The sequence below is a fragment of the Streptomyces changanensis genome, assembly GCF_024600715.1.
Taxonomy (GTDB): domain Bacteria; phylum Actinomycetota; class Actinomycetes; order Streptomycetales; family Streptomycetaceae; genus Streptomyces; species Streptomyces changanensis.
Genome location: NZ_CP102332.1, coordinates 2,969,751 through 2,991,651, shown reverse-complemented (window position 1 = coordinate 2,991,651; position 21,901 = coordinate 2,969,751). Strand labels below are relative to the sequence as shown.

21 protein-coding genes are annotated in these 21,901 nt (G+C 74.2%); 11 read left to right on the top strand and 10 right to left on the bottom strand.

Features of this window, described 5'->3' with window-relative positions; genetic code table 11:
- Window positions 1-49: 49 nt before the first annotated feature.
- The 5 genes from NRO40_RS13190 (at window position 50) to helR (ending at window position 7,157) form a co-directional block, all read left to right on the top strand.
- Window positions 50-1,033: a MurR/RpiR family transcriptional regulator gene (locus NRO40_RS13190; RefSeq protein ID WP_079047216.1), complete on the top strand. Its 984-nt coding sequence runs from the start codon at window positions 50-52 to the stop codon at window positions 1,031-1,033.
- An 18-nt stretch (window positions 1,034-1,051) separates the two neighbouring features.
- A complete protein-coding gene (gene murQ, locus NRO40_RS13185; RefSeq protein WP_079047215.1) occupies window positions 1,052-2,146 on the top strand; it encodes an N-acetylmuramic acid 6-phosphate etherase in 1,095 nt (364 codons plus the stop codon).
- A 54-nt stretch (window positions 2,147-2,200) separates the two neighbouring features.
- Window positions 2,201-3,733: a PTS transporter subunit EIIC gene (locus tag NRO40_RS13180; protein ID WP_257375415.1), complete on the top strand. Its 1,533-nt coding sequence runs from the start codon at window positions 2,201-2,203 to the stop codon at window positions 3,731-3,733.
- A gap of 33 nt (window positions 3,734-3,766) precedes the next feature.
- Window positions 3,767-4,189 carry a hypothetical protein gene (locus NRO40_RS13175; protein ID WP_058944616.1) on the top strand — a complete coding sequence of 141 codons (423 nt, stop codon included), beginning with the start codon at window positions 3,767-3,769 and terminating at the stop codon, window positions 4,187-4,189.
- A gap of 814 nt (window positions 4,190-5,003) precedes the next feature.
- The gene (helR, locus tag NRO40_RS13170; RefSeq protein WP_058944617.1) at window positions 5,004-7,157 is read left to right on the top strand and encodes an RNA polymerase recycling motor ATPase HelR; all 2,154 of its coding nucleotides are present in this window, start codon (window positions 5,004-5,006) and stop codon (window positions 7,155-7,157) included.
- Here the strand turns inward: helR and NRO40_RS13165 are convergent.
- Window positions 7,138-7,377, bottom strand: a complete 240-nt coding sequence (locus NRO40_RS13165; protein ID WP_058944618.1) for a DUF397 domain-containing protein — start codon at window positions 7,375-7,377, stop codon at window positions 7,138-7,140. The two genes, helR and NRO40_RS13165, sit on opposite strands and share 20 nt — an antisense overlap.
- Window positions 7,374-8,192 (bottom strand): helix-turn-helix domain-containing protein, encoded by an 819-nt coding sequence (locus NRO40_RS13160; RefSeq protein WP_257375414.1) that lies wholly within the window; start codon window positions 8,190-8,192, stop codon window positions 7,374-7,376. The genes NRO40_RS13165 and NRO40_RS13160 overlap by 4 nt, the downstream gene beginning before the upstream one ends.
- Window positions 8,193-8,283: 91 nt before the next feature.
- Between NRO40_RS13160 and NRO40_RS13155 the strand changes: the two genes are divergently transcribed.
- Complete coding sequence (locus tag NRO40_RS13155) at window positions 8,284-8,694, top strand: hypothetical protein (RefSeq protein WP_058944620.1); 411 nt, start codon at window positions 8,284-8,286, stop codon at window positions 8,692-8,694.
- A gap of 82 nt (window positions 8,695-8,776) precedes the next feature.
- Here NRO40_RS13155 and NRO40_RS13150 read toward each other — a convergent pair whose 3' ends face one another.
- Window positions 8,777-10,057 (bottom strand): Ig-like domain-containing protein, encoded by a 1,281-nt coding sequence (locus NRO40_RS13150; protein WP_058944621.1) that lies wholly within the window; start codon window positions 10,055-10,057, stop codon window positions 8,777-8,779.
- Window positions 10,058-10,523: 466 nt separating this feature from the next.
- A complete protein-coding gene (locus NRO40_RS13145; RefSeq protein WP_157901927.1) occupies window positions 10,524-10,991 on the bottom strand; it encodes a WYL domain-containing protein in 468 nt (155 codons plus the stop codon).
- A 91-nt stretch (window positions 10,992-11,082) separates the two neighbouring features.
- Between NRO40_RS13145 and NRO40_RS13140 the strand changes: the two genes are divergently transcribed.
- Together NRO40_RS13140 and NRO40_RS13135 are read left to right on the top strand one after the other, a co-directional pair.
- The gene (locus tag NRO40_RS13140; RefSeq protein WP_058944623.1) at window positions 11,083-12,342 is read left to right on the top strand and encodes an LLM class flavin-dependent oxidoreductase; all 1,260 of its coding nucleotides are present in this window, start codon (window positions 11,083-11,085) and stop codon (window positions 12,340-12,342) included.
- A gap of 279 nt (window positions 12,343-12,621) precedes the next feature.
- Entirely contained in the window at window positions 12,622-13,257 is a 636-nt protein-coding gene (locus tag NRO40_RS13135) for a GNAT family N-acetyltransferase (protein WP_079047429.1), read from the top strand.
- A 54-nt stretch (window positions 13,258-13,311) separates the two neighbouring features.
- Here the strand turns inward: NRO40_RS13135 and NRO40_RS13130 are convergent, their stop codons facing one another.
- Window positions 13,312-14,007 carry a GDSL-type esterase/lipase family protein gene (locus tag NRO40_RS13130; RefSeq protein WP_058944624.1) on the bottom strand — a complete coding sequence of 232 codons (696 nt, stop codon included), beginning with the start codon at window positions 14,005-14,007 and terminating at the stop codon, window positions 13,312-13,314.
- Window positions 14,008-14,066: 59 nt separating this feature from the next.
- Here NRO40_RS13130 and NRO40_RS13125 point away from each other — a divergent pair, with 59 nt between their 5' ends.
- Window positions 14,067-15,083, top strand: a complete 1,017-nt coding sequence (locus NRO40_RS13125; protein WP_058944625.1) for a hypothetical protein — start codon at window positions 14,067-14,069, stop codon at window positions 15,081-15,083.
- Here NRO40_RS13125 and NRO40_RS13120 read toward each other — a convergent pair.
- From NRO40_RS13120 to NRO40_RS13110, 3 genes are all read right to left on the bottom strand, one after another.
- Window positions 15,065-15,535: a DUF3224 domain-containing protein gene (locus tag NRO40_RS13120; RefSeq protein ID WP_058944626.1), complete on the bottom strand. Its 471-nt coding sequence runs from the start codon at window positions 15,533-15,535 to the stop codon at window positions 15,065-15,067. The two genes, NRO40_RS13125 and NRO40_RS13120, sit on opposite strands and share 19 nt — an antisense overlap.
- A gap of 96 nt (window positions 15,536-15,631) precedes the next feature.
- Window positions 15,632-16,519 (bottom strand): hypothetical protein, encoded by an 888-nt coding sequence (locus NRO40_RS30570; RefSeq protein ID WP_058944627.1) that lies wholly within the window; start codon window positions 16,517-16,519, stop codon window positions 15,632-15,634.
- A 214-nt stretch (window positions 16,520-16,733) separates the two neighbouring features.
- Window positions 16,734-17,507, bottom strand: coding sequence for a TetR/AcrR family transcriptional regulator (locus NRO40_RS13110; RefSeq protein ID WP_058944628.1), 774 nt, complete (start codon window positions 17,505-17,507; stop codon window positions 16,734-16,736).
- A gap of 102 nt (window positions 17,508-17,609) precedes the next feature.
- Here NRO40_RS13110 and NRO40_RS13105 point away from each other — a divergent pair, with 102 nt between their 5' ends.
- Together NRO40_RS13105 and NRO40_RS13100 are read left to right on the top strand one after the other, a co-directional pair.
- Window positions 17,610-18,722: an ATP-binding cassette domain-containing protein gene (locus NRO40_RS13105; RefSeq protein ID WP_079047430.1), complete on the top strand. Its 1,113-nt coding sequence runs from the start codon at window positions 17,610-17,612 to the stop codon at window positions 18,720-18,722.
- Window positions 18,719-19,558: an ABC transporter permease gene (locus NRO40_RS13100; protein WP_058944629.1), complete on the top strand. Its 840-nt coding sequence runs from the start codon at window positions 18,719-18,721 to the stop codon at window positions 19,556-19,558. Before NRO40_RS13105 ends, NRO40_RS13100 begins: the two co-directional genes overlap by 4 nt.
- Window positions 19,559-19,745: 187 nt before the next feature.
- On the opposite strand, the gene NRO40_RS13095 is transcribed toward NRO40_RS13100, so the two are convergent.
- Window positions 19,746-20,438: a DUF4360 domain-containing protein gene (locus NRO40_RS13095; protein ID WP_058944630.1), complete on the bottom strand. Its 693-nt coding sequence runs from the start codon at window positions 20,436-20,438 to the stop codon at window positions 19,746-19,748.
- A gap of 341 nt (window positions 20,439-20,779) precedes the next feature.
- Window positions 20,780-21,898 (bottom strand): phosphoserine transaminase, encoded by a 1,119-nt coding sequence (gene serC / locus NRO40_RS13090; protein WP_058944631.1) that lies wholly within the window; start codon window positions 21,896-21,898, stop codon window positions 20,780-20,782.
- Between the last annotated feature and the right edge of the window lie 3 nt (window positions 21,899-21,901).

Below are 21,901 nucleotides of genomic sequence, written 5' to 3'. Positions count from 1 at the left end.
TCTGACGCGCGGGGTTGACGGCCACCATCACTGAAAATACGTTTCAGAGGTGATCGACGAAGTGAAGGAAACTTTCACCGCCCGGGTGGGCCCGCCGGACCGGGGCGGCCCGCGCGCGGACGCGGGCGGAGGCCCGGTCGTGGGCGCCGCCGCGGATCCGCTCGCCGCGAAGGTGCGCACCCTGGCCCCGTCGATGACCCGGTCGATGCTGCGCGTCGCGGAGGCGGTCGCCGCCGACCCGGCCGGCTGCGCGGCCCTCACGGTCACCGGTCTGGCGGAGCTGACCGGTACGAGCGAGGCGACCGTCGTGCGCACCGCCCGCCTCCTCGGCTACCCCGGCTACCGCGACCTGCGGCTGGCGCTGGCCGGGCTGGCTGCGCAGCGCACCTCGGGCCGCTCACCGGCGGTCACCTCCGACATCGCGGTCGACGACCCGATCGAGGCGGTCGTCGCCAAGCTCGCCCGCGACGAGCAGCAGACGCTCGCCGACACGGCGGCCGCCCTGGACACCGTCCAGCTGGCCGCGGCGGTCCAGGCCCTCGCGGACGCCCGCCGCACGGACGTGTACGGCATCGGCGCCTCCGGGCTGGTCGCGCAGGACCTGGCGCAGAAGCTGCTGCGCATCGGCCTGGTCGCGCACGCCCACCACGACCCGCACGTGGCGGTGACCGGCGCCGTGCAGCTCGGCTCGGGCGACGTGGCCGTCGCGGTCACGCACTCCGGCGCCACCGCGGACGTCATCGAGCCGCTGCGGGTCGCCTTCGAGCGGGGCGCGACGACCGTGGCGATCACGGGCCGCCCGGACGGGCCGGTCGCCCAGTACGCCGACCACGTCCTCACGACGTCCACCGCCCGCGAGACGGAGCTGCGCCCGGCGGCCATGTCGTCCCGCACGAGCCAGCTGCTGGTGGTGGACTGCCTGTTCACCGGGGTCACGCAGCGCACGTACGCGACGGCCGCGCCCGCGCTGTCCGCGTCGTACGAGGCGCTGGCCCACCGCAGGGCGCCGCGCCCGCGCCCGTCCACCCGCTGACGCACCGGAGAGCCGCGCATGAACGACCCCGCCCCGGCCACCGGCCCCGCCACCCGGACCCCGGCCACCGGCCCCGCCACCCGGACCCCGGCCACCGGCCCCGCCACCCGGACCACGGCCACCGGCCTCGGCCACGCCCCGGCCGCCGCCCCGGAGGACCCGTCCGCCGCCCCGGAAGGGCCGGCCGCCGCCCCGGCCCCCGCCTCCCTCCGTACGCAGCTGGGCACGCTCACCACCGAGGAGTTCCGCCCCGACCTGGCGGACGTCGACACGCGCTCCACCCTGGACATCGCCCGCGCCATGAACGACGGCGACCGGGCCGTCCCGGCGGCGGTGACCGGGCAGTTGCCGCGGATCGCCGCCGCCGTCGACGCCATCGCCGCCCGCATGGCGCGCGGCGGCCGCCTCGTCTACGCGGGCGCGGGCACGGCGGGCCGGCTCGGCGTGCTGGACGCCAGCGAGTGCCCGCCCACCTTCAACGCCGACCCGTCGCAGGTCGTGGGGCTGATCGCGGGCGGCCCCGAGGCGCTGGTCCGCTCGGTGGAGGGCGCGGAGGACGCGGCGTCCCTCGCCCACGACGACCTGAAGGCCCTCGACCTGTGCCCGGACGACACGGTCGTCGGCGTCTCGGCGTCGGGCCGCACCCCGTACGCGGTGGGCGCCGTGGAGTACGCGCGGGACGCGGGAGCCCTGACGGTCGGCGTGGCCTGCAACACGGGCAGTGCCCTGGCCGCGGCGGCGGACCACGCTATCGAGGTGGTGGTGGGGCCGGAGTTCATCACCGGTTCGACGCGGCTGAAGTCCGGCACGGCGCAGAAGCTCGTCCTCAACATGCTCTCGACGATCACGATGATCCGGCTCGGCAAGACGTACGGGAACCTGATGGTCGACGTGCGCGCGACCAACGACAAGCTGCGCGCCCGCTCGCACCGCATCGTCGCGCAGGCGACCGGCGCGTCCGACGGGGAGATAGCGGCGGCCCTGGAGGCGACGGGCGGCGAGGTGAAGCACGCGATCCTCGTCCTGCTGGGCGGGGTGGACGCCCCGACCGCCGCCCGCCTCCTCGCGGAGCACCACGGTCACCTGCGCGCCGCGCTCTCGGCGGTCCCCTGACCCCGACCGAGCACCCGGCGGCCCCCCGGACACCCCCCGCACGGCGAGGCCCCCATGACGACGACCGAAGAACCCCGCCCCCCGGACCACCGGTCCACGGCGGCGGCCCTCCTCCCCCTGGTCGGCGGCGCGCCGAACGTCGCGTCCGTCGCCCACTGCATGACCCGTCTGCGCCTCACCCTGCGCGACCGCTCCCTCGTACGGGAGGCGGAGCTGCGGGCCCTGCCCGCCGTGCTGGGCGTGGTCGAGGACGACGGTACGTACCAGATCGTCCTCGGCCCGGGCGCGGTCGCGCGGGTCACCCCGGAGTTCGCGGCGCTGGTCGCCCCGGCGGCCACCGCCCCGCCCGGCGGCCCCGGCGGCGCGGCCGCCGTCACCGCCCACGGCCCGGGCCCCGGGACCGCCGGCCCCGGGACCGCCGGCTCGGGCCCCGGCGGCCCGGGCCCCGGTCCGGCCGGCTCGGGCTCCGGCGGTCCCGGCGGTCCGGGCGGGCGGCGCCCGGTGCGCCGGCTCCTGCGCCGCGTCGCGAACGTCTTCGTCCCCCTGATCCCCGCCCTCATCGGCTGCGGGATCATCGCCGGACTGAACGGCCTCCTCGTCAACCTCGGCGCGCTGCCCGCCCTCACCCCCGCCCTCACCGTGATCGCTTCCGGCTTCATGGCGCTGATCGCGGTGTTCGTCGGCTACAACACGGCGCAGGAGTTCGGCGGGACGCCCGTCCTCGGTGGGGCCGTCGCCGCGATCGTCGTGTACGCGGGGGTGTCCCGCGTCGAGGTGTTCGGGCAGCAGCTGTCGCCCGGCCAGGGCGGCGTCCTCGGCGCGCTGGCGGCGGCGTTCCTCGCGACGCGCGTCGAGAAGTGGTGTCGCCGCAGGGTCCCGGAGGCCCTCGACGTGCTGGTCACGCCGACGCTGACGGTCCTCGTCGCGGGCCTCGCGACGGTGTACGGGCTGATGTACGCGGCCGGCGAGGTGGCGGCGGCCATCGGCACGGCCGCCGACCGGCTGCTGGCGCACGGCGGCGCGGCGGCCGGGTTCCTGCTGGGCGGGCTGTTCCTGCCGCTGGTGATGCTGGGCCTGCACCAGGCGCTGATCCCGCTGCACGCCACGCTCATCGAGCAGCAGGGTCACACGGTGCTCCTGCCGATCCTGGCGATGGCGGGCGCCGGGCAGGTCGGCGCGTCCCTCGCCGTGTACGTACGCCTGCGCCGCGACACGGCCCTGCGCCGCACGATCCGCTCCGCGCTCCCCGCGGGTCTGCTCGGCGTGGGCGAGCCGCTGATCTACGGCGTGACGCTGCCGCTGGGCCGCCCGTTCGTGACGGCGTGTGTGGGCGGGGCGTTCGGCGGGGGAGTGGTGGGCCTGTTCGGGATGTGGGGCGACACGGTCGGCTCGACGGCGATCGGCCCGTCCGGGTGGGCGCTGTTCCCGCTGCTGGACGGGGCGGGCGGCCTGCTGCGGACGGTCACCGTCTACGCGGCGGGCCTGCTCGCCGGATACGCGGCCGGTTTTGTCGCGACGTACTTCTTCGGCCTGCGCGGGATCACCGCGACCGAGCCGCCGATCACCGGGCCGCCCTCCACGCCTTGACCTCAAGTCCACTTGAGGAAGCAGGCTCGGGTCATGACGACACACGACGACACGACCCTGCTGTTCCACAACACCATGCGGGTCACCGACGGCCACCTGGAGGACTTCCGTGACGCGATCGACCGTGCGGTGGCCTTCGCGCGGGAGCACGGGCCGCAGGTGATGGTGCAGACGTTCGTGGACGAGGAGCGGCTGCTCGCGCACAGCTTCCAGCTGTACCGGGACTCCGAAGCGGTCCGCACCCACTGGCGGCTCGCGGACCCGTACATCAAGGACGTGATGGAGCACTGCCGGGTGGAGCGCTTCGAGGTCTTCGGCACACCCGACGCGGACGTGGCGGAGGGCGTGCGGTCGGGGGTGGGCGAGGACTGCGAGCTCACCTTCACCCCCCGCGCCACCGGCTTCCTCCGCCTCCCGCCCACGACCGGACCCACGGACACGACCCCCGGCGCCTGAGAACGCCCCGGCCCGTGGGGCGTACCGGTGGCCGGAGCCCGCCGCGGCTTCCTCGCTCGGAGGCCGACCCGCCCTCGTCGGGGGCGGCGGGCAGCGCGTCGAGTGCCGCGCGCCAACGGGGCGACGTGGCGGGAGCCTTCGGCTGCTCGGTGGTGAACGCGGGCACGGGCCGGGGCGCCGCCCCCGGCCCGGGGATGCTCCGCGTGTCGACCTCCACCATGTCGCCGTTGGCGGACACGTGGGTGACCGATCGGTCCGGCACGTGCTGGGGGCGGTGCGTCCGCGTGTCGTCGGCTGCGCAGCACGGACCCGTCGGGCGGTTCCTCCCGGGCGCACGGGGGCTCCGGCACCACGCGACCTGCGGAAAGCACGATGCCCGCCGCCCGCCCTGCGGGCCGTACGCGGTCCGGGAAGCGGTCCGGGCGGGACGCGGACCCCGGGCGGGACGCGGTCCGGGACTCCGGGGCCGGCTCCGGCGCGTGGGCGCCGGGGCGGGGCGGGAAGGGGGCCTGCGCCCGGAGGCGGCGAAGAACTCCGCGTCGCGGAGGAGGGAGGGGGCGGGAGACCGCGAGGTGACGGTGGAGGAGACAGACCACACTCTCCGGCACTCTCAACGTATAGCGCACCGGGGGGCTTGCGGCAAGGCCCCCTCCGTGGCGCAGAATCGCTGGCCTAGGCCGGATGCTGGGGAAATGGGAGATTCACTAAGTGCGTTTGCTTTTGTCGTTTCACGGGGCGTGCGGGGACGTAGGACCGGCGCGGGGGGCCGCACCGCGGGTCTCCGCGGCCACGACGCAGGAACGGAGCCGCTGACGTGACCCCTTCCACCACGAGCGCGTTCGCTCTGCCGGAACGTCTCTCCGCGAAGGCGGACCCGGCGCTCATCGCCGCCGACGAGGAGCACTTCGCGGCCATCGCGGCCGCCCTGGAACAGTCGATCGCCGAGGTGTCCGACCGCCTCGAAGCCACGCTGAGGGCACCCGGCGGCATCGGGCGGGAGGTGATGGAGCGGGACGTGGAGGTGCACCGGCTGTCCGGGCGCCTGCGCGCCCTGCGCCGCTTCGGCCTCGACCTGTGCCTGGGCCACGTCGTCGTCGAGGGCGAGCCGGAGCCCCTGTACGTCGGGCGGCTCGGCCTCACCGACGGCGACGGGCGCCGGCTGCTGGTCGACTGGCGCTCCCCGGCGGCGGAGCCGTTCTTCGCGGCGACCCACGCCCATCCGATGGGTCTGGTCAGCCGCCGCCGCTACCGCTGGACCCGCGGCCGGATCAGCGACTACTGGGACGAGGTGTTCACCGCCGACGGGCTGGAGCGGGGCGCCGCGCTCGACGACCAGTCGGCGTTCATCGCCAGCCTGGGCGGCAACCGGTCGGAGCGGATGCGGGACGTCCTCGCCACCATCCAGTCCGACCAGGACGCCATCATCCGGGCGGGCTCCCGCGGCGCCCTCGTCGTGGACGGCGGCCCCGGTACGGGCAAGACCGTCGTCGCCCTGCACCGCTCCGCGTACCTCCTGTACTCCGACCCGCGCCTCGGCCACCGTCGGGGCGGGGTGCTGTTCGTCGGCCCGCACGAGCCGTACCTCGCGTACGTCGCGGACGTCCTGCCCAGCCTCGGCGAGGAGGGCGTGCAGACGTGCACCCTGCGCGACCTCGTCCCCGAGGGCGCCACGGCGGCGGTCGAGACGGACCCGGCCGTGGCCCGGCTGAAGGCGTCCGCGCCCCTGGTCCGGGCGATCGAGAAGGCCGTCCGGTTCTACGAGGCCCCGCCCACGGACGCCATGACGGTCACCACCCCCTGGGGCGAGGCCCGGCTGTCGGCCGACGACTGGGCGGAGGCGTTCGACGCGCCCGAGCCCGGCACCCCGCACAACGAGGCGCGCGACCGGATCTTCGACGAACTGGTCACGATCCTCCGCGACCAGTTCGACGCCGAGGTACCGGACGACCTGTTCCGCAGGGCGCTGCGGCACGACCGGCAACTGGTCGGGGCGTTGAACCGCGCCTGGCCGCTGCTGGAGCCGGCCGACCTCGTCGGCGACCTGTGGACCGTACCGGCGTACCTGCGGATGTGCGCGCCCTGGCTGGGCCCCGACGAGGTGCGGGCGCTCCAGCGCGCGGACGCCCACGCGTGGACGGTGTCCGACCTGCCGCTCCTGGACGCCGCCCGGCAGCGGCTCGGCGACCCCAAGGCGTCCCTGCGCAAGCGCCGGCACGACGCGGACGTCGCCGCCCAGCGGGCCCGCATGGCCGACGTGATCGACAACGTCATCGCCTCCGACCACGACGGCGAGGGCGCGGTGACGATGCTGCACGGCCAGGACCTGCGCGACAGCCTCGTCGACGAGTCCGCGCTGCCCACGGCCGACCCGGACGTCCTCGCGGGGCCGTTCGCGCACGTCGTGGTGGACGAGGCGCAGGAGCTGACCGACGCGGAGTGGCAGATGCTGCTCCTGCGCTGCCCGTCCCGCAGCTTCACCATCGTCGGCGACCGCGCCCAGGCCCGGCACGGGTTCACGGAGACCTGGCAGGAGCGGCTGGCGCGGGTCGGCCTCGACCGGGCCGAGGTGGCCTCCCTCACGGTCAACTACCGCACCCCGGAGGAGGTCATGGCGGAGGCCGAGCCGGTCATCCGGGCCGCGCTCCCCGACGCCAACGTGCCGACCTCCGTCCGCAGCAGCGGCGTCCCCGTCGTCCACGGCTCCGTCGCGGACCGGGACGGCATCCTCGACGCGTGGCTCGCCGCCCATGACGAGGGGGTCGCCTGCGTCATCGGCGACCCCACGTTCCGGGGCCGCCCCCGCGTCCGGTCGCTCACGCCGGAGCTGTCGAAGGGCCTGGAGTTCGACCTGGTCGTCCTCGTGGACCCGGAGAAGTTCGGCGAGGGCGTCGAGGGAGCGGTCGACCGCTACGTCGCGATGACGCGCGCGACGCGGGAACTCGTCGTCCTCACGGGGCCAGGGTCCTGACGAACACGTCCCACGCGCCCGCCCCGACAGCCAGCCCGGGGCGGGCGACGTCCTTCGAGTCCCGCACGTGCACGGTGTGCGGACAGACGGCGACCTCGACGCAGTCACCCTGTTGGTCGCTGCTGTAGCTGCTCTTGAACCAGTTGAAGGCGACTTCGACGCACTCACCCTGCTGGCTGCCGCTGTGGCTGCTCTTGAACCAGTTGAGGTCGGTGCTCATAGCTCTCGTGCCACCTGTTCGATGAGTTCCGCAGAGTCTTCAGGGCTTAACGCCTGTGCTCGCAGGATGCCATAGCGGGCGAACACGTCTGCTACGTCCGGCTGTTCGCTGAGAAAGTAGCGGCCACCCTGCCCCTCCACGTAGACGAGTTGGCTGCGGTGCTTGGCGGTTTCGAGCAGGATGAAGGGGCCATCGAGTCCGGCGTGTGTCTCTCGGTCCTCCGGCATCACCTGGATCGATACGTGGCGGAGCCGCCCCACCTCCAGAATGCTGAGCAGATTCTCCTTGAGAGCTGCCCTGCCACCGATGGGGCGGGTCAGCACAGCCTTCTCGAGAACGAAGCTGATCAGTGGAAGCGGCTTGCGCCGGAACAGGCCCTGCCGGGCGAGCCGCGCTGTGATGGACGCTTCGATGACCTCGTCATCCAACGGCGGGTTGGCGCACTGGAAGACGGCTCGGGCGTATGCCTCCGTCTGAAGGAGTCCCGGGATCACGTGATTCTCGTACTTGTGGACGGAGACGGCCTGGGCCTCCGCGACAAGATAGTCCTCCAGCCACGCCGCCACTCCACTCGCCGTGACCTCCTTGGCGACCTCCAGCAGTGCACCCTGTGCACCCAGGACCTCGTCCGCGACCTCCACGAACCGGGCGCTCGGCTTGCGCTCGCCGCGCTCGATCATGGCCACCTGGGACTTGGAGTACGCGGTGTGCTCGCCCAGCAGCTCCAGGGAGACCTTCGCGCGCTGCCGGTGGAAGCGCAGCAGCCGTCCGAACGCCTTCGCGGCACCGGGGGTGCCGTTGGTCCCGATGTTCACAGGGTTCACAGTCGCCGCTCCCATTTGCACAGCTCAGCACAGACGCCTTGTGGCGCTGGTCACAGTAGAGCCGAGTCGTGAAGCTGGTCTCATGAATCTCCCCAAGCCGCTTGACACGGCTCCCTCTTGGGTGCCCGCCTCCGGTCATGCCCTGCGCCACGCGGGCGTTCACTTCGACGCCGTACGGATCGCCGGGATGCTCGCGGAGGAGGTGACGTACCGGCTCATGACGTACACGGACTTCCAGGCGGGGCCGATCGTGCGGCAGTTGGCGGGCCAGCGGAACATGTACTTCCTGGTGCCGCCGCAGACGGCCGCCGCCTACGGCTGGCCGGGGGGCCGGGCGCGGGCGCTGTCGCGCGGGGCGGGGTGCGCGGCGTACGTCGGGGTGCCGGCGCTGGACGGGCTGACGTGGCCGCTGGACTGGCGCTCACGCCCCACCCGGGACATGCCCTTCGTCGACCCGGAGCTGCTGCACCACCTGCTGCTGGAGGTCCTGTGAGGACGCGGGCCGTACCCGTGGGCATGCGAAAAGGCCCGGCAGCGCCCACGAGGGCGTCGCCGGGCCACCGCGGTGGTCGCCGTCAGCGGGACAGGGACTTGGCGAAGAGGGCGTAGAGGTGCTTGTGGGCCTCGTCCTGCGTCGGGAGGAGCACCAGGACGCGGATGGTCAGCTTGCCGCCCTTCGGGACGACGTGGACGCCCGCGGGAGGCGAGCCGAGGAGGACGTCCCCGTGGGAGCCGTCCTCGATGATCATCCCCCAGAACGTGCTGGTGAACTCCTTGTGGAGCACCGACCCGACCGGGAGCTGTCCGAACCCGACGTTCCAGTGGGTCACGTCGGATTCACCGGCGTACAGGGTGATGTCGTAGGAGTGGATGTACTTCTGGGTCTCCCAGTCCTGCCAGCTGGAGTTGAAGGTGGAGTCGACGGTGAGGTTCTTCTTCGCGGCGGTGAAGGTGACCGTGTCCGGCTCCGACTCCTGGCTGCCGCGCACGGCCGTCGCCGTCACGGCGTGACCGCCCGTACTCCATCCGCCGTCCGGGGTGAAGGACCAGTTCTGACCGCTCACCGTGGCGCTGCCGAGTTTGGTGCCCCCCTCGATGAGGTGGACGGAATCGGCGTTGAAGGCGACACCGTCGATCGAGCTCCCGGTGTCGACCTCCGCGCCGTTCAAGGGCGACCTGATGTCCACGACGGGGCTCGGCAGCGTGACGTAGAAGCGCTGGTACGCCTTGCCGGAGGTCACGTCGTCGCGCACGGCCACGGCGGCGAGGTCGTGCTGCCCGAGCGGCCAGTCGGCGTCCGGGGTGTACTCCCACGCGCCGTCCTTGACCGGGAGGCCGGCCAGCTGCTTGGTCCCCTCGTAGAGCAGCACCTGCTGCACGTCGGGGGCGGCGGTGCCCCGGACGGGCTGACGGCGGTCCTCGGTCTGCGCCCCGGCCGCGGGGGCGGTGAAGACCGGGAGCGGCACGGGTCGGGCGAAGGCGAGGGCGGACTGGGCCTGGTCGTTCCACGTGCTGGTCGGGCTGCCCGGCAGGGGGATCTTCGTCATGTCGTCGATCGACGTGCCGGCCTTGACGGGCAGCCGGCTGCCGCCCTGGTTGGTGCGCGTGAAGAGGATGTTGTCGTCGGCGGTGTTGTTGACGACGGAGCTCACGCCGTCGTCGCTCTGGTCGAATTCGTACTCGCTGAAGTTGTTCGCCGTGCCCTTGGTCGGGATGACGAGGATCTTGTCCCGTGGTCCGCCCACGTTGTAGTTGACGTCCGCGAACAGCGCGAAGGTGCCCGCCGGGGCCTTGTCCTTGCCTCGGCCACGGATCACGTAGGGCTTGTCGGGGGTCTTTCCGCTCTCGTCTGCCACGCTTCGTCCCGCTCCTTTGCTGTCGGTTCCTCCCCGGCAAGGCTTCCGGTAGATCTGACGGGCCGTCAATTACTGGATGTTCGTTCGAGTGCGATCAGGCCAGCCGGCGCGCCGGCCGGATCGCGCGCGGGGAAACGGTCCTCCCCGCTCTTCCGCGCGGGTGCCGTTCGGTGAAGCGCGCCGGCCGGTCGCGACGCCGGGGCAAGTCCGCCGCCCCGGGCCCGGCCGGGCCCGGCGGGGCGAGGTGTGGCGGTCGGCGGGCCGCCGCCGTGCCGTGGGGTACCGGTCGGGGGTCGTCACCGAGGGGTGCGAATCCGGCCCGCGCTCGATCCTCGTTCCGTGTGGGGGCGGCGGGTCGTTCGCGTGATCCGATCGGCCACCAGTTCCCCCCGGTGTCCGCCCGTCGAACGACATGCCGATGGCCGGGTCGGCTCGGCGCCCGGGCCCGCAGGCCGTGGGCGGCTCGTCAGGGGCGCGGGGGGTTCGGGGGCAGGGCGGCGGCCAGGCGGTCCGCGAGGGTGCGCAGGTGTGTGAGGAGCTCCGGCGGCTCGTGGGCCTCGAAGGGGACGACCAGCAGGTCCACCCACAGGGTCGGTTCGTCGAGGGAGTCCGACCCGCAGGTCGGCTCGCACGTGTCGGGGCCGAGCGCGGTGACGGTACCGCTCGTCGGTGACAGGTGCTCCGCCACCGCCTCCGCCGGCGCCCGCAGGGTGAAGCGCGCCCGGTGGCGGTAGGGGGCGCTGGAGACGGCGCGGGAGGTGTACCGGGCCAGGTCCTCGTCGGGCAGCTCGCGCGGTGTGAATCGCGGGCCGTTGGGCGTGCGCGGCGTCAGCCGGTCGCGGCCGGTGGTGTTCGGCGTGCCGGACGGGTGTCGACGGGTGGGGCGGGTGGTGCCGTAGTGGTCGGTGAGGGGTGAGGTACCGGCCAAAACCACATTGGTTGGGTATGCCACGTACCGCGTACGGGCAGCTCGTGAGCGCCGGGTCGATGCCGCACCCGACCGCCTTACCGAGGAGCACACCGCCATGAGGTTCGGACTGCTGTACCAGCACCAGTTGCCCCGCCCGTGGGAGTCGGGCAGTGAGGAACGTTTGCTGCACGAAGCCCTCAACCAGATAGAACTGGCCGACCGGCTCGGCTACGACTACGTGTGGGAGACGGAGCACCACTTCCTGGAGGAGTACTCCCACTCCTCCGCCCCCGAGGTGTTCCTCGCCGCCGCGGCCGCCCGCACCGATCGGATCCGGCTGGCCCACGGCATCGTCACGCTCGCCCCCGGCGTGAACCATCCCGCCCGCGTCGCCGAGCGGATCGCCACCCTGGACCTGATATCGCGCGGACGCGTCGACTTCGGTACTGGACAAGGCAGTTCGCAGATGGAGCTGGACGGGTTCGGCGTCTCCCGGGAGACCAAGCGGGAGCAGTGGCAGGAGGCGCTCGGCGTCGTCACGCGGATGCTCGCCGACGAGCCGTTCACCGGGCACAAGGGCCGCTGGATCGACGTCCCGCCGCGCAACGTCCTGCCCAAGCCCAAGCAGCGGCCCCACCCGCCGCTGTGGGTGGCGTGCATGGCGCGGCAGACCATCGAGTCCGCCGCACGGGCGGGCCTCGGCGCGCTCTCCCTCTCCTTCGTCACGCCGGAGGAGGCGAAGGAGTGGGTCGACCTGTACTACCGGGTGATCGCCTCCGACGACTGCGTCCCCGCCGGGCGGGCCGTCAACCCGAACTTCGCGGTCGTCCTGCCCCTCATGTGCCACCCCGACGAGGAGACGGCCCTCGACCGTGGCCTGGACGGCGCGCACTTCTGGTCGTTCGGCCTCAAGTACTACTACGGGCTCGGCCGCCACCGGCCCGGCAGCAGCGACCTGTGGCAGCAGTTCCAGGAGACGCGGGCGGAGCACGGCCTGACGCGCGACCCGGTCGCGGCGCTCGGCGAGCCCCGCACCCCGGAGGACGAGGCGCGGCTCGCGCAGATCGCCTCCCTGCGCCAGGGCATCGGCACGCCTGAGCAACTGGCCGACCTGGTGCGCCGGTACGAGGCGGCCGGAGTCGACCAGGTGATCTTCGCGGCGCAGCTGGGCCGGACCCGGCACGAGCACGTGTGCGAGTCGCTGCGCACCTTCGCCGGGGAGGTCATGCCGGAGTTCGCCGCCCGCCGCGCCGAGCGCGACGCGGACAAGGCGGCGCGGCTCGACGGGCCGATCGCGAAGGCGCTGGCGCGGATCGAGCCGGACACGACGGACATCGGCGACTACGCGGTCGCGCCGGAGCCGCGGGGGAGGTGAGCGGGAGGGGGCGGCCGCCCGGCCCGGACGGGAGGCCGCCCGCCCCTCGGCGCGCGACGCGGGGCGCCGGCTCGCCGGGTGGTCAGGCGCGCCCGCCAAGCCGAGGCGCGCGCACGTCCTCCACCCCGGGTCGCATCACCGCCTCGCCGGGGACGACGGCGCCCCACTGCTCGTCGGTCCCCACGGCGGGCAGCATGACCGCGACGGTAGACGGCCGGGATCCGTCCCCCCAACGGATATTCGGTGGGCAGGCGGCCGTCCGGCGGCGACAATCCGCCCATGGGATCCACGGAAGTCTTCCTGACGACGGACCGTCTGGTCCTGCGCCCCTTCGCGCCCGGTGAGGAAGGGCTGCTGGTCGCGCTCGACGGTGACCCCGAGGTCATGCGGTACCTGAGCGGGGGGCGGCCGACGCCCCTGGAGGTGGCGCGCGACGAACACCTGCCGGGGATGCTGCGCCGGTACCCGTGCACGGGGACGCGCGGCTACTGGGCGGTCGAGGAGGCGGCGACGGGGGAGTGGCTCGGGTGGTTCGAGTTCCGGCCGCTGAAGGAGGACAGCGCGGCCGAGGTCGAGCTCGGCTACCGGCTGCGCCGGGTCGCGTGGGGGCGCGGACTCGCGACCGAGGGGGCGCGGGCGCTGGTCGACAAGGGCTTCGCCGAGCTGGGCGTCGAACGGGTCGTGGCGTACACGATGGCCGTCAACAGCGGCTCGCGGCGCGTGATGGAGAAGGCCGGGCTGACGTACGTGACCACGCACTTCGAGAAGTGGCCCGACCCGATCGAGGGCGCCGAGGAGGGCGAGGTCGAGTACGCCCTGACCCGCGCGCAGTGGCTGTCCCGCCGGTCGGCACCGGAAACGGCACCCGGCAGCCCGGCGGACGCGTCGGCGTGGGCCCCGATCGGGTCGCCGTGACCCGGGCGCGGTCCCGGGTCACGCCCGCGACCCGTCACGCGTGGCCGGTCCCGCTCAGGGGGCCGGGCGGTACGGGGCGCCCAGGCCCCATGCCTGGTGCAGGGCGGTCGCGTAGGCCGCGGCCAGTTTGTGCTCGCCCGACGGGCCCGGGTGGGTGCCGTCGTACGTGTCGGCGCGCAGGTCGTACCCGGCCGGCGGGGACGCCAGCAGCAGCGGGGACATGCCGTGGTCCAGGTCGGCGACCGTCTTCGCGAGCAGTTCGTTGAAGCGGGCGCACTCCGCCGCGAACGGCGGCTCCTCCTCGGCGCGGACGTTCGGGATGACCGGCAGCAGCACCGCCCGCACCCGCGGGTTCGCCGCGCGCGCCGCCGCGACGAACGCCCGGACGTTCTCCACCGTCTGGTCGCTGTTGGTGTAGAAGCCCAGGTCGATCAGGCCGAGCGAGACCAGCAGCACGTCCGCCCCGCCGTCCGCCACGGCGTCGCCGATGAGCGGCGCCATGTGCAGCCAGCCCTCGCCCCATCCGGCCAGGTGCGCGCGGGCCGGCTCGGGGAACGCGGGGTCGGCGTACGCGGTGGAGACCGGCGCGCCGGCCTCCGGGTCGTACAGGGTCGTGCGGGGGCCGACGATGCCGTACCGGCCGGGGCCGAGCGCCGCGTCCAGGTGCTGCCACATGCGGTAGCGCCAGGTGTGCTCGCCCGCGCTGCCGATGGTCATCGAGTCGCCGACGAACAGGAACCTGGGACACATGGCCGCCATCATGGCCGGTCGCGCGGGTGGAACGCCACGTGACCGTGGACACTGGGGCCATGGCTCTTCTCCGCGCGCTGTGCACGACCCTGGGCGGCGCCGCCCTCGCCCTCACCGCGCCGCTGCTCGCCGCCGGGCCCGCCCTCGCGGACGACGGCGGCGACGGGTTCACGCTCGCGGACCCGCGGATCACCGAGTCCAGCGGGCTCGCCGCCAGCCGCGCCCACCCGGGCGTCTACTGGACCCACAACGACCAGGACGAGCCGCGGCTCTTCGCCGTCGACGGGCGCACCGGACGGACCGTCGCGACGATCACGCTGCGCGGCGTGGGCAAGCCCCGCGACATGGAGGCCGTCTCCGTCGGCCCCGACGGGTACGTGTACGTCGGGGACATCGGCGACAACCTGGGCGGCTCGTGGAGCCACGTGTGGATCTACCGCTTCCGCGAGCCGGAGCGGCTCGGCGACGCGACGGTCACGGCGACGCAGTACACGGTGACGTACGAGGACGGGCCGCGCGACGCGGAGGCCCTGATGGTCCATCCGAAGACGGGCCGCGTGTACATCGCGTCGAAGCACGAGGACGGCGGCGGCCTGTACGAGGGGCCGCGGGAGCTGTCGGCGAAGGGCACCAACGTCTTCCGGCGGATCGGCGAGGTGCCGTGGGTGACCGACGGGGCGTTCTCCCCGGACGGGACCCGGCTGGTGCTGCGCAGCTACTTCAGCGCCCGCGGCTACGCGTGGCGCGACGGGCGGCTCGGCCCGGACGAGCGGGTGCGGGCGCCCATCCAGGGCCAGTCGGAGTCGGTGACGTACACGCCGGACGGGACGGCGCTGATGTTCGGCACGGAGGGCGAGGGCAGTCGTGTCGCGCGGGTGCCGGTGGAGGGGACGGGCGCGGCGCCCGCGCAGGGCCCGACGCCGCGGCCCTCCGGGTCCGCCTCCTCGCCGTCGGGCGGCGACGAGGGCGGCGGGTCGGGGCTCGCGCTGGGCGCCGTCGTGCTCGGCGCGGCGCTGCTGCTGAGCCTGCGGCGGATGCGGGGCCGGGGCCCCGGGGGTCAGTCGCCCAGCGCGTAGTCGAACCAGACGCGGTGCGTGCCGTCCTCGTCGACGGCCAGGCCGCCGCCGCCGGTGATCCCGGCGAGCTCGCCGGTGCCGCTGCCGGGGACGACGGTGAAGTACTCGCCGAGCCGGCCCGAACCGGCCGTCGTGGAGGCGGCGTGCACGAAGTTGAAGGTGCCGGCGCGACCGGCGAGCGTGCCCTCGAAGGACTCCATCGCCACGTAGGTGCCGGTGCCCGCGCCCGTGTCGTAGGCGGACGTGAAGAGGGTCGCGGACCGGCCGTTGACCTCGCCCTCGTAGCGCTTCTCCATGGTGGCGACGGTGACGGGGAGGGCCGTCTCGACGGCGGGGTCCGGTTCGAGGGAGGTGGGCTCGAACGCGGCGACCGTGAACGTTCCTGAGGCTCGCGTCGGGCCGGTCTGGCCGGTGGGGCTGGTCGGGTTGCCGGTCGGGCTCGTCGGATTCATCGGGCGAGTGTACGGCCGGGGTGTGACAGCGGGGCCGGTCGCCGGGGAGACGGCGGCCGGCCCCGCCGCGGGCCCGGTGCGGGTGTCGACGGCGCGTCAGCGACAGCCGAGCGTGGGTCCGTTGAGCATGGCGCCCGAGACCTGCTGGCCCTTCGGCGTCCAGTAGCCGAGCTTGGACACCACCGACGAGCAGGAGCCGGACGGCAGCGTGACCCGGACGGTGACGGCGGCCGGGCGGCCCACCGCGAGGTCGGTGAGCGTGCAGTCCACGGCGTGCGGGCTGCGCCGGGTGGGGGTGCCGCTGGTGAGCGGGTTGACGCAGCGGGCGTCCGGCGAGGTGACGGAGACGCCGCTGCCGGGCTCGCCGATGACGCCGAGGCGGGCGCTGCCGTCCCCCTCGGCGGCGACCTGCGTGACCTTGTACGTGAGGGTGGTGGTCGTCCCGGGGCGCAGCGTGGCCGGCGCCACCTCGACGCGGTGCGTCGGGGCGGGCAGGACCGCCGCGAGGGCGAACGTGCCGCCGACGGTGCCGGTGAGCGGGGTGGTGGAGGCGGCGTCGCGGGGGCCGCCGCCGATGCTGACGGTCGCCGTGACGGCGTACGTGCCGGGTCCGGCGTACTCGGCGCGGGCGCCGAGCGTGCCGGAGGCGGTGGCGTCCCGGGCGTCACCGCGCCGGGCCGTCCAGGTGCCGGAGGTGGTGCAGGCGCAGTCGGCCGAGGCCGAGACGGTCATGGACGCGCCGGAGACCGTGACGCACAGGCCGACGGCCGGGCCGGCCGGGCGCTGCGAGCCCTGGAGGCGCAGCGGCGCGGCGGGGACGCAGTGGGTGGCGGCGGGAGCGGGGTCGGCGACCCGCACGGCGGGCGCCGCGGGAGGCGCCGCCTGGGGCGCGGCGGTCGTGGCGGAGGCGGGGGCCGCGGCGCCCGCGAGGAGGGTGAGGGCGGCCACCGTGAGGGCGGTCGACGAGGGGGGTCCGAGACGCACTGCGTTGCCTCCTGCTTTCTGCGGCTGCTTCCCCACCGATGCTGCGCGACCCGCGCGCGCACCGCGCGCCGACTGGGCCATCGGGACCCATCGGGAGCCGTCGGGACCCATCGGGACCTATCGGGAGCGGTCGGGAGCGGTCGGGAGCCCGACCGGGAGGGGCCCGTCGGGTACCGGCCGGGGGCGCCCGGGGCGTCCGGCGGCACGGGACGCGTCAGGACGGGTCGGCCGCCCTGCGGGCGACGACCGCCTCGAAGCCCTCGACGAGGCACCGCAACCCGAACGCGAAGTGGTCGAACTCCGCCGAGAAGGTGTCCTCCGACAACTGCGCCATCAGCGGGAACCGCCCGCTCTCCATGGCGCGCGCCAGGATGGGTTCCTGGCTCTTCCAGAAGTCCTCGTCGCTGACGCCGGTCTCCTTCGCCGCCTCCACGGCCTCGATCTCCATCCGCGCGATGCCGCCGACGAAGCTCTGCACCGCGATGATCACCGACAGCGTCTCCGGGTCGCTCAGCCCCATCCCGCGCAGCCCGCCCAGCGCCGACTCCAGCCCGCGCAGGGTGCCCGGGCCGAGGACGGTACGGCTCTGGTTGACCTTCAGCAGCCAGGGGTGGCGCCGGTACAGGGCGAGGTGGCCGCGGGCCAGGGTCTCGACGGCGGCGCGCCAGTCGGCCTGCCGCGGTACGACCGTGTCCGCCGGGAGGCCCTGGACCCGGTCGAGCATCAGGTCGAGCAGCTCGGCCTTGCCCGGCACGTACCGGTAGAGGGACATGGTGCCGACGCCGAGCTCGGTGGAGAGCCGGCGCATCGACACCGCGTCGAGCCCCTCGGCGTCGGCGAGCTCGACGGCGGCGGTGACGATCCGCTCCAGGGACAGCCCGCGCCGGGGGCCCCGGCTCGGGGGCGTCTCGGTGCCCCAGAGCAGTTCCAGGCTGCGGACGATGTCGCCGCTGCCGCTCGTCGTGGTGTCGCCGCCGCTGCTGGTCATGGCGCCAGCGTACGGCCGGGAAAACACCGCGCACCAAAACTGGGTACGGTGTACGCTCCGCTGGGTACGGTGTACTCAGTTTCTGTGGACGGAGGCGACCGCATGGAGACCACCCACGCGATCCGGGCCGAGGGCCTGCGGAAGAGGTACGGCGACAAGGACGCCCTGGACGGGTTCGACCTGCTGGTGCGGCCCGGTACGGTGCACGGGCTCCTGGGCCCCAACGGCGCCGGCAAGACCACCGCCGTCCGGGTCCTCGCGACCCTGCGGCGGTTCGACGCCGGGCGCGCCGAGGTCGCCGGCGTGGACGTGGCCCGCCACCCCGGCCGGGTGCGCGGCCTCATCGGGCTCACCGGCCAGTACGCGGCCGTCGACGAGGTGCTGACCGGGCGCCAGAACCTGGAGATGTTCGGGCGGCTGTTCCACCTGGGCGGCCGCCGCGCCCGGCTGCGCGCCGACGAGCTGCTGGAGCGGTTCGACCTGGTGGAGGCCGCGGACAAGGGCGTCGAGACGTACAGCGGCGGCATGCGGCGCCGGCTCGACCTGGCGGCCTCGATGGTCCTCGCCCCGCGGGTGCTCTTCCTCGACGAGCCGACGACGGGCCTGGACCCGCGCGGCCGCGGCGAGGTGTGGGACGCCGTACGGGACCTCGTGGCGGGCGGGACGACGGTGCTGCTCACCACCCAGTACCTGGACGAGGCGGACCGGCTCGCCTCGCGCGTCACGGTCATCGACCGCGGCCGCGCCATCGCCGACGACACGCCGCAGGCCCTGAAGGACCGGGTGGGCGGCGACGTGATCGAGGTCGTCGCCGCCGACCCGGCCGACCTGCCGCGCGTCACCGCGGTGGTGGCCCGGGTCGGCGAGGGCGAGGTGCGGGTGGACGAGGCCGAACGGCGCGTCCACGCCCGGGTCCGCGACCGCGTGGAGGCGCTCACGGAGGCGGCGAGGTCCCTGCGGGACGACGGCGTGCGGGTCGAGGACATCGGGCTGCGCAGGCCGACGCTGGACGACGTGTTCCTCCGCCTCACCGGACGCGCCGCCCGCGAGGCGGCGGCCGAGCGCGGGACGGCGGCCGAGCGCGGGAGCGCGGGGGGCGGGTCGCCGCAGGACGGGTCGCCGCGGGACGGGACGGAAGGCCGGGAGAGCGGGCCGGGCGGCGCCCCGGCGGCCGGGGCGGCACGTCCGGCGCGGCGGGAAGGGGCGGCGGCGTGAGCGGCACGACCCTGACTCCCGCCACCGGGCGGGGGCGCGCGTACTGGGCCGTGGCGGACTCCTGGAACATCGTCCGCCGCAGCCTCACCCACTACCGGCGCAAACCGGTCTACATCGCCTGGCAGCTCGGCTTCCCGATCGTCTCCGTCCTCCTGTACGGCTACGTCTTCGGCGGCGCGATGAAGGCGCCCGGCGGGGACGGCGGCACGGCCGGCGACTACCGGAACTACCTGATGCCGGGCATGTTCGTGACGACCATGGCGTTCGGCTTCATGAACACCGCGACGACCGTCGTCACCGACGCGTCCAAGGGCGTCACCGACCGCTTCCGGTCCATGCCCATGGCCTCGTCGGCGGTGGTGACCGGCCGCGGCGTGACCGACCTGCTGATCGCCTGCGCCGAGCTGGCCATCCTGGCCGCCACGGCGCTGGCGATGGGCTGGCGCGCCGACGGCGGGGCGGCGGCGACGGCGGGCGGCTTCGGCCTCCTGCTGCTGCTGCGGTTCGCCCTGATCTGGGTCGGCGTCTGGCTCGGGCTGCTGCTGCCCAACCCCGAGGCGGCCGGATCGCTCTTCGCGGTGGCGTTCCCGCTGACGATGATCTCCAGCATCTTCGTCCCGACGTCGACCATGCCCGGCTGGCTGGGGACCGTCGCCGCCTGGAACCCGCTGTCGTCGACGGCGTCCGCGGCGCGCGGCCTGTTCGGCAACGAGGTCGCGTCCGACGGCAGTTGGATCCAGGAGCACGCGCTGCTGATGGCCGTCGTGTGGCCGCTCGCCATCACGGTGGTCTTCCTGCCGCTGGCGGTACGCCGGTTCCGCGGCCTCAGCCGCTGAGGCACCGGGGCGCCGGGCCGCAGAAGCGGCGGGGGCGCCGGGCCGCCGGGCCGCCGGGTCGGCGGGGTCGGGGGACGGGGAGGGGTGGGTCCGCGGAGGGGGCGCGGACCCACCGGCCACGGGGCGGCGGCCGCCGGTGGCCGGGGTGGCGGCCGCCGCCGTGTGCCGTGGTGCCGCTGTGCCGGCGTCAGCCCCGGCGGTCCGGGCACTCGCGCCAGGCCAGGCGGTAGACGGTCCTGATGTCGCCGTCGGTGGAGTCCATGGCGATGAAGCTGTTGGTCTTCGCGGTGTCCGAGGTGCCGGCGTTGACGCGCAGCTCGGTGTTGATGTTGAAGTTCCGCTTCACCCCGCACGGCGCCCACACCAGCTGGCCCCAGTCGGTCTGGTCGGTGGCCTGCCAGTTGTTGTCGAACGGCCCGTTGAACGGGTGCTGGCGCGCCGCGGTGTCGGGCGAGCCCTGGAAGTAGTACGACGCCTTCTGGATCGCGGAGGCGCCGCGCTCCAGGTGCGCGTAGCCGCGGTAGTCGGCGCTGGCGACGGCGTACGTGAAGCCGTGCGGTACGTGGACGACCAGGTTGAGCTGGCAGTTCTTGCGGAAGTCGGTGGGCTTGGAGCCGACGCCGACCTGGGCGAGGTAGTTGCTGTAGGTGACGGTGAAGGCCGTGTTGTCCGGGGAGACGGCGACGGCGGCCGTCCCCGCGGGGCAGCCCGAGCCGTTGACCGTCGCGATCTCGATGACGATCTTGTCGGGCGGGGCGACGATGCCGCCGCCGGCGGCCGTCGACGTACCGGGGGCCAGCAGCGTGGACCCGGCGAGCGCGACGGTGGCGCCGCCGGTCACCAGCGCTCTGGACGCTCTTCTGGAGGGCTTCGCGGACATGGTTCTCCGATCGGTCGCCGGCCGACGTGGGGGGTTCGACCGAAAGCGCGGTCATGGACATGTCAAACATTCAAACGGTTCGGGCCGCTGTGCCCCGCTCCGTCCGGACGTGCGCTACGGATGGTAGGGACCACCGGCGCCCCTGCACAGGTCGCTAATCGGCCGCACGGACCGACCGCGCACGCCGACCGCACGGACCGGCCGCGCACCCCGGCCGCACGGACCGACCGCGTACGCCGACCGCGCACGCCGACCGCGCACGGCTCGCGTACCGACCGCGCACGCCGAAGGGCCCGGTACCGCGCGGGTGGTCGCGGTACCGGGCCCCTCGGACGGGTGCGTCAGAGCTTGTCGATGACGTGGTCGACGCAGGCCGTCAGGGCCTCGACGTCGGCCGGGTCGACGGCCGGGAACATCGCGATGCGCAGCTGGTTGCGGCCCAGCTTGCGGTACGGCTCGGTGTCCACGATGCCGTTGGCCCGCAGGACCTTCGCGACGGCGGCGGCGTCGACCTCGTCGGAGAAGTCGATGGTGCCGATGACCTGCGACCGCTTGGCCGGGTCCGTGACGAACGGCGTGGCGTACTTGGACTCCTCGGCCCAGCCGTACAGGGCGCGGGCGGAGGCGGCGGTGCGGCGCACGGCCCAGTCGAGACCGCCCTGGCCGTTGATCCACTTCAGCTGCTCGTTCAGCAGGAAGAGGGTGGCGAGGGCAGGGGTGTTGTACGTCTGGTTCTTCAGCGAGTTGTCGATGGCGGTCGGCAGCGAGAAGAACTCCGGCACGTGCCGGCCCGAGGCGTGCACGCGTGCGGCGCGCTCCAGCGCGGCCGGGGAGAACACGGCGATCCACAGGCCGCCGTCGGCGGCGAAGGACTTCTGCGGCGCGAAGTAGTAGACGTCGGTCTGGGCGATGTCGACCGGCAGGCCGCCCGCGCCGGACGTGGCGTCCACCAGGACCAGCGCGCCCTCGTCGGCGCCGTCGACACGCTCGATCGGCGCGGCGACGCCGGTGGAGGTCTCGTTGTGGGTGAGGGCGTACACGTCGACGCCCGCCTCCGCGCGCGGCTCCGGGTGCGTGCCGGGCTCGGAGGAGACGACGGTCGGCTCGGCCAGCCACGGGGCGAGCTTCGCCGCCTTCGCGAACTTGGAGGAGAACTCACCGAACGACAGGTGCTGCGACTTCGACTCGATCAGGCCGTGGGTGGCGACGTCCCAGAACGCGGTCGAGCCGCCGTTGCCGAGCACCACCTCGTACCCCTCGGGCAGCGAGAACAGGTCGCGCACGCCTGCGCGGACCTCGCCCACGAGGTTCTTGACCGGGGCCTGCCGGTGGGAAGTGCCCATGAGGGACGTGCCGGTCGCGGCGAGCGCGTCGAGCGCCTCGGTCCGCACCTTGGAGGGGCCCGCGCCGAAACGGCCGTCGGCGGGCTTGATGTCAGCGGGAATCCGGATCTCAGCCACGGA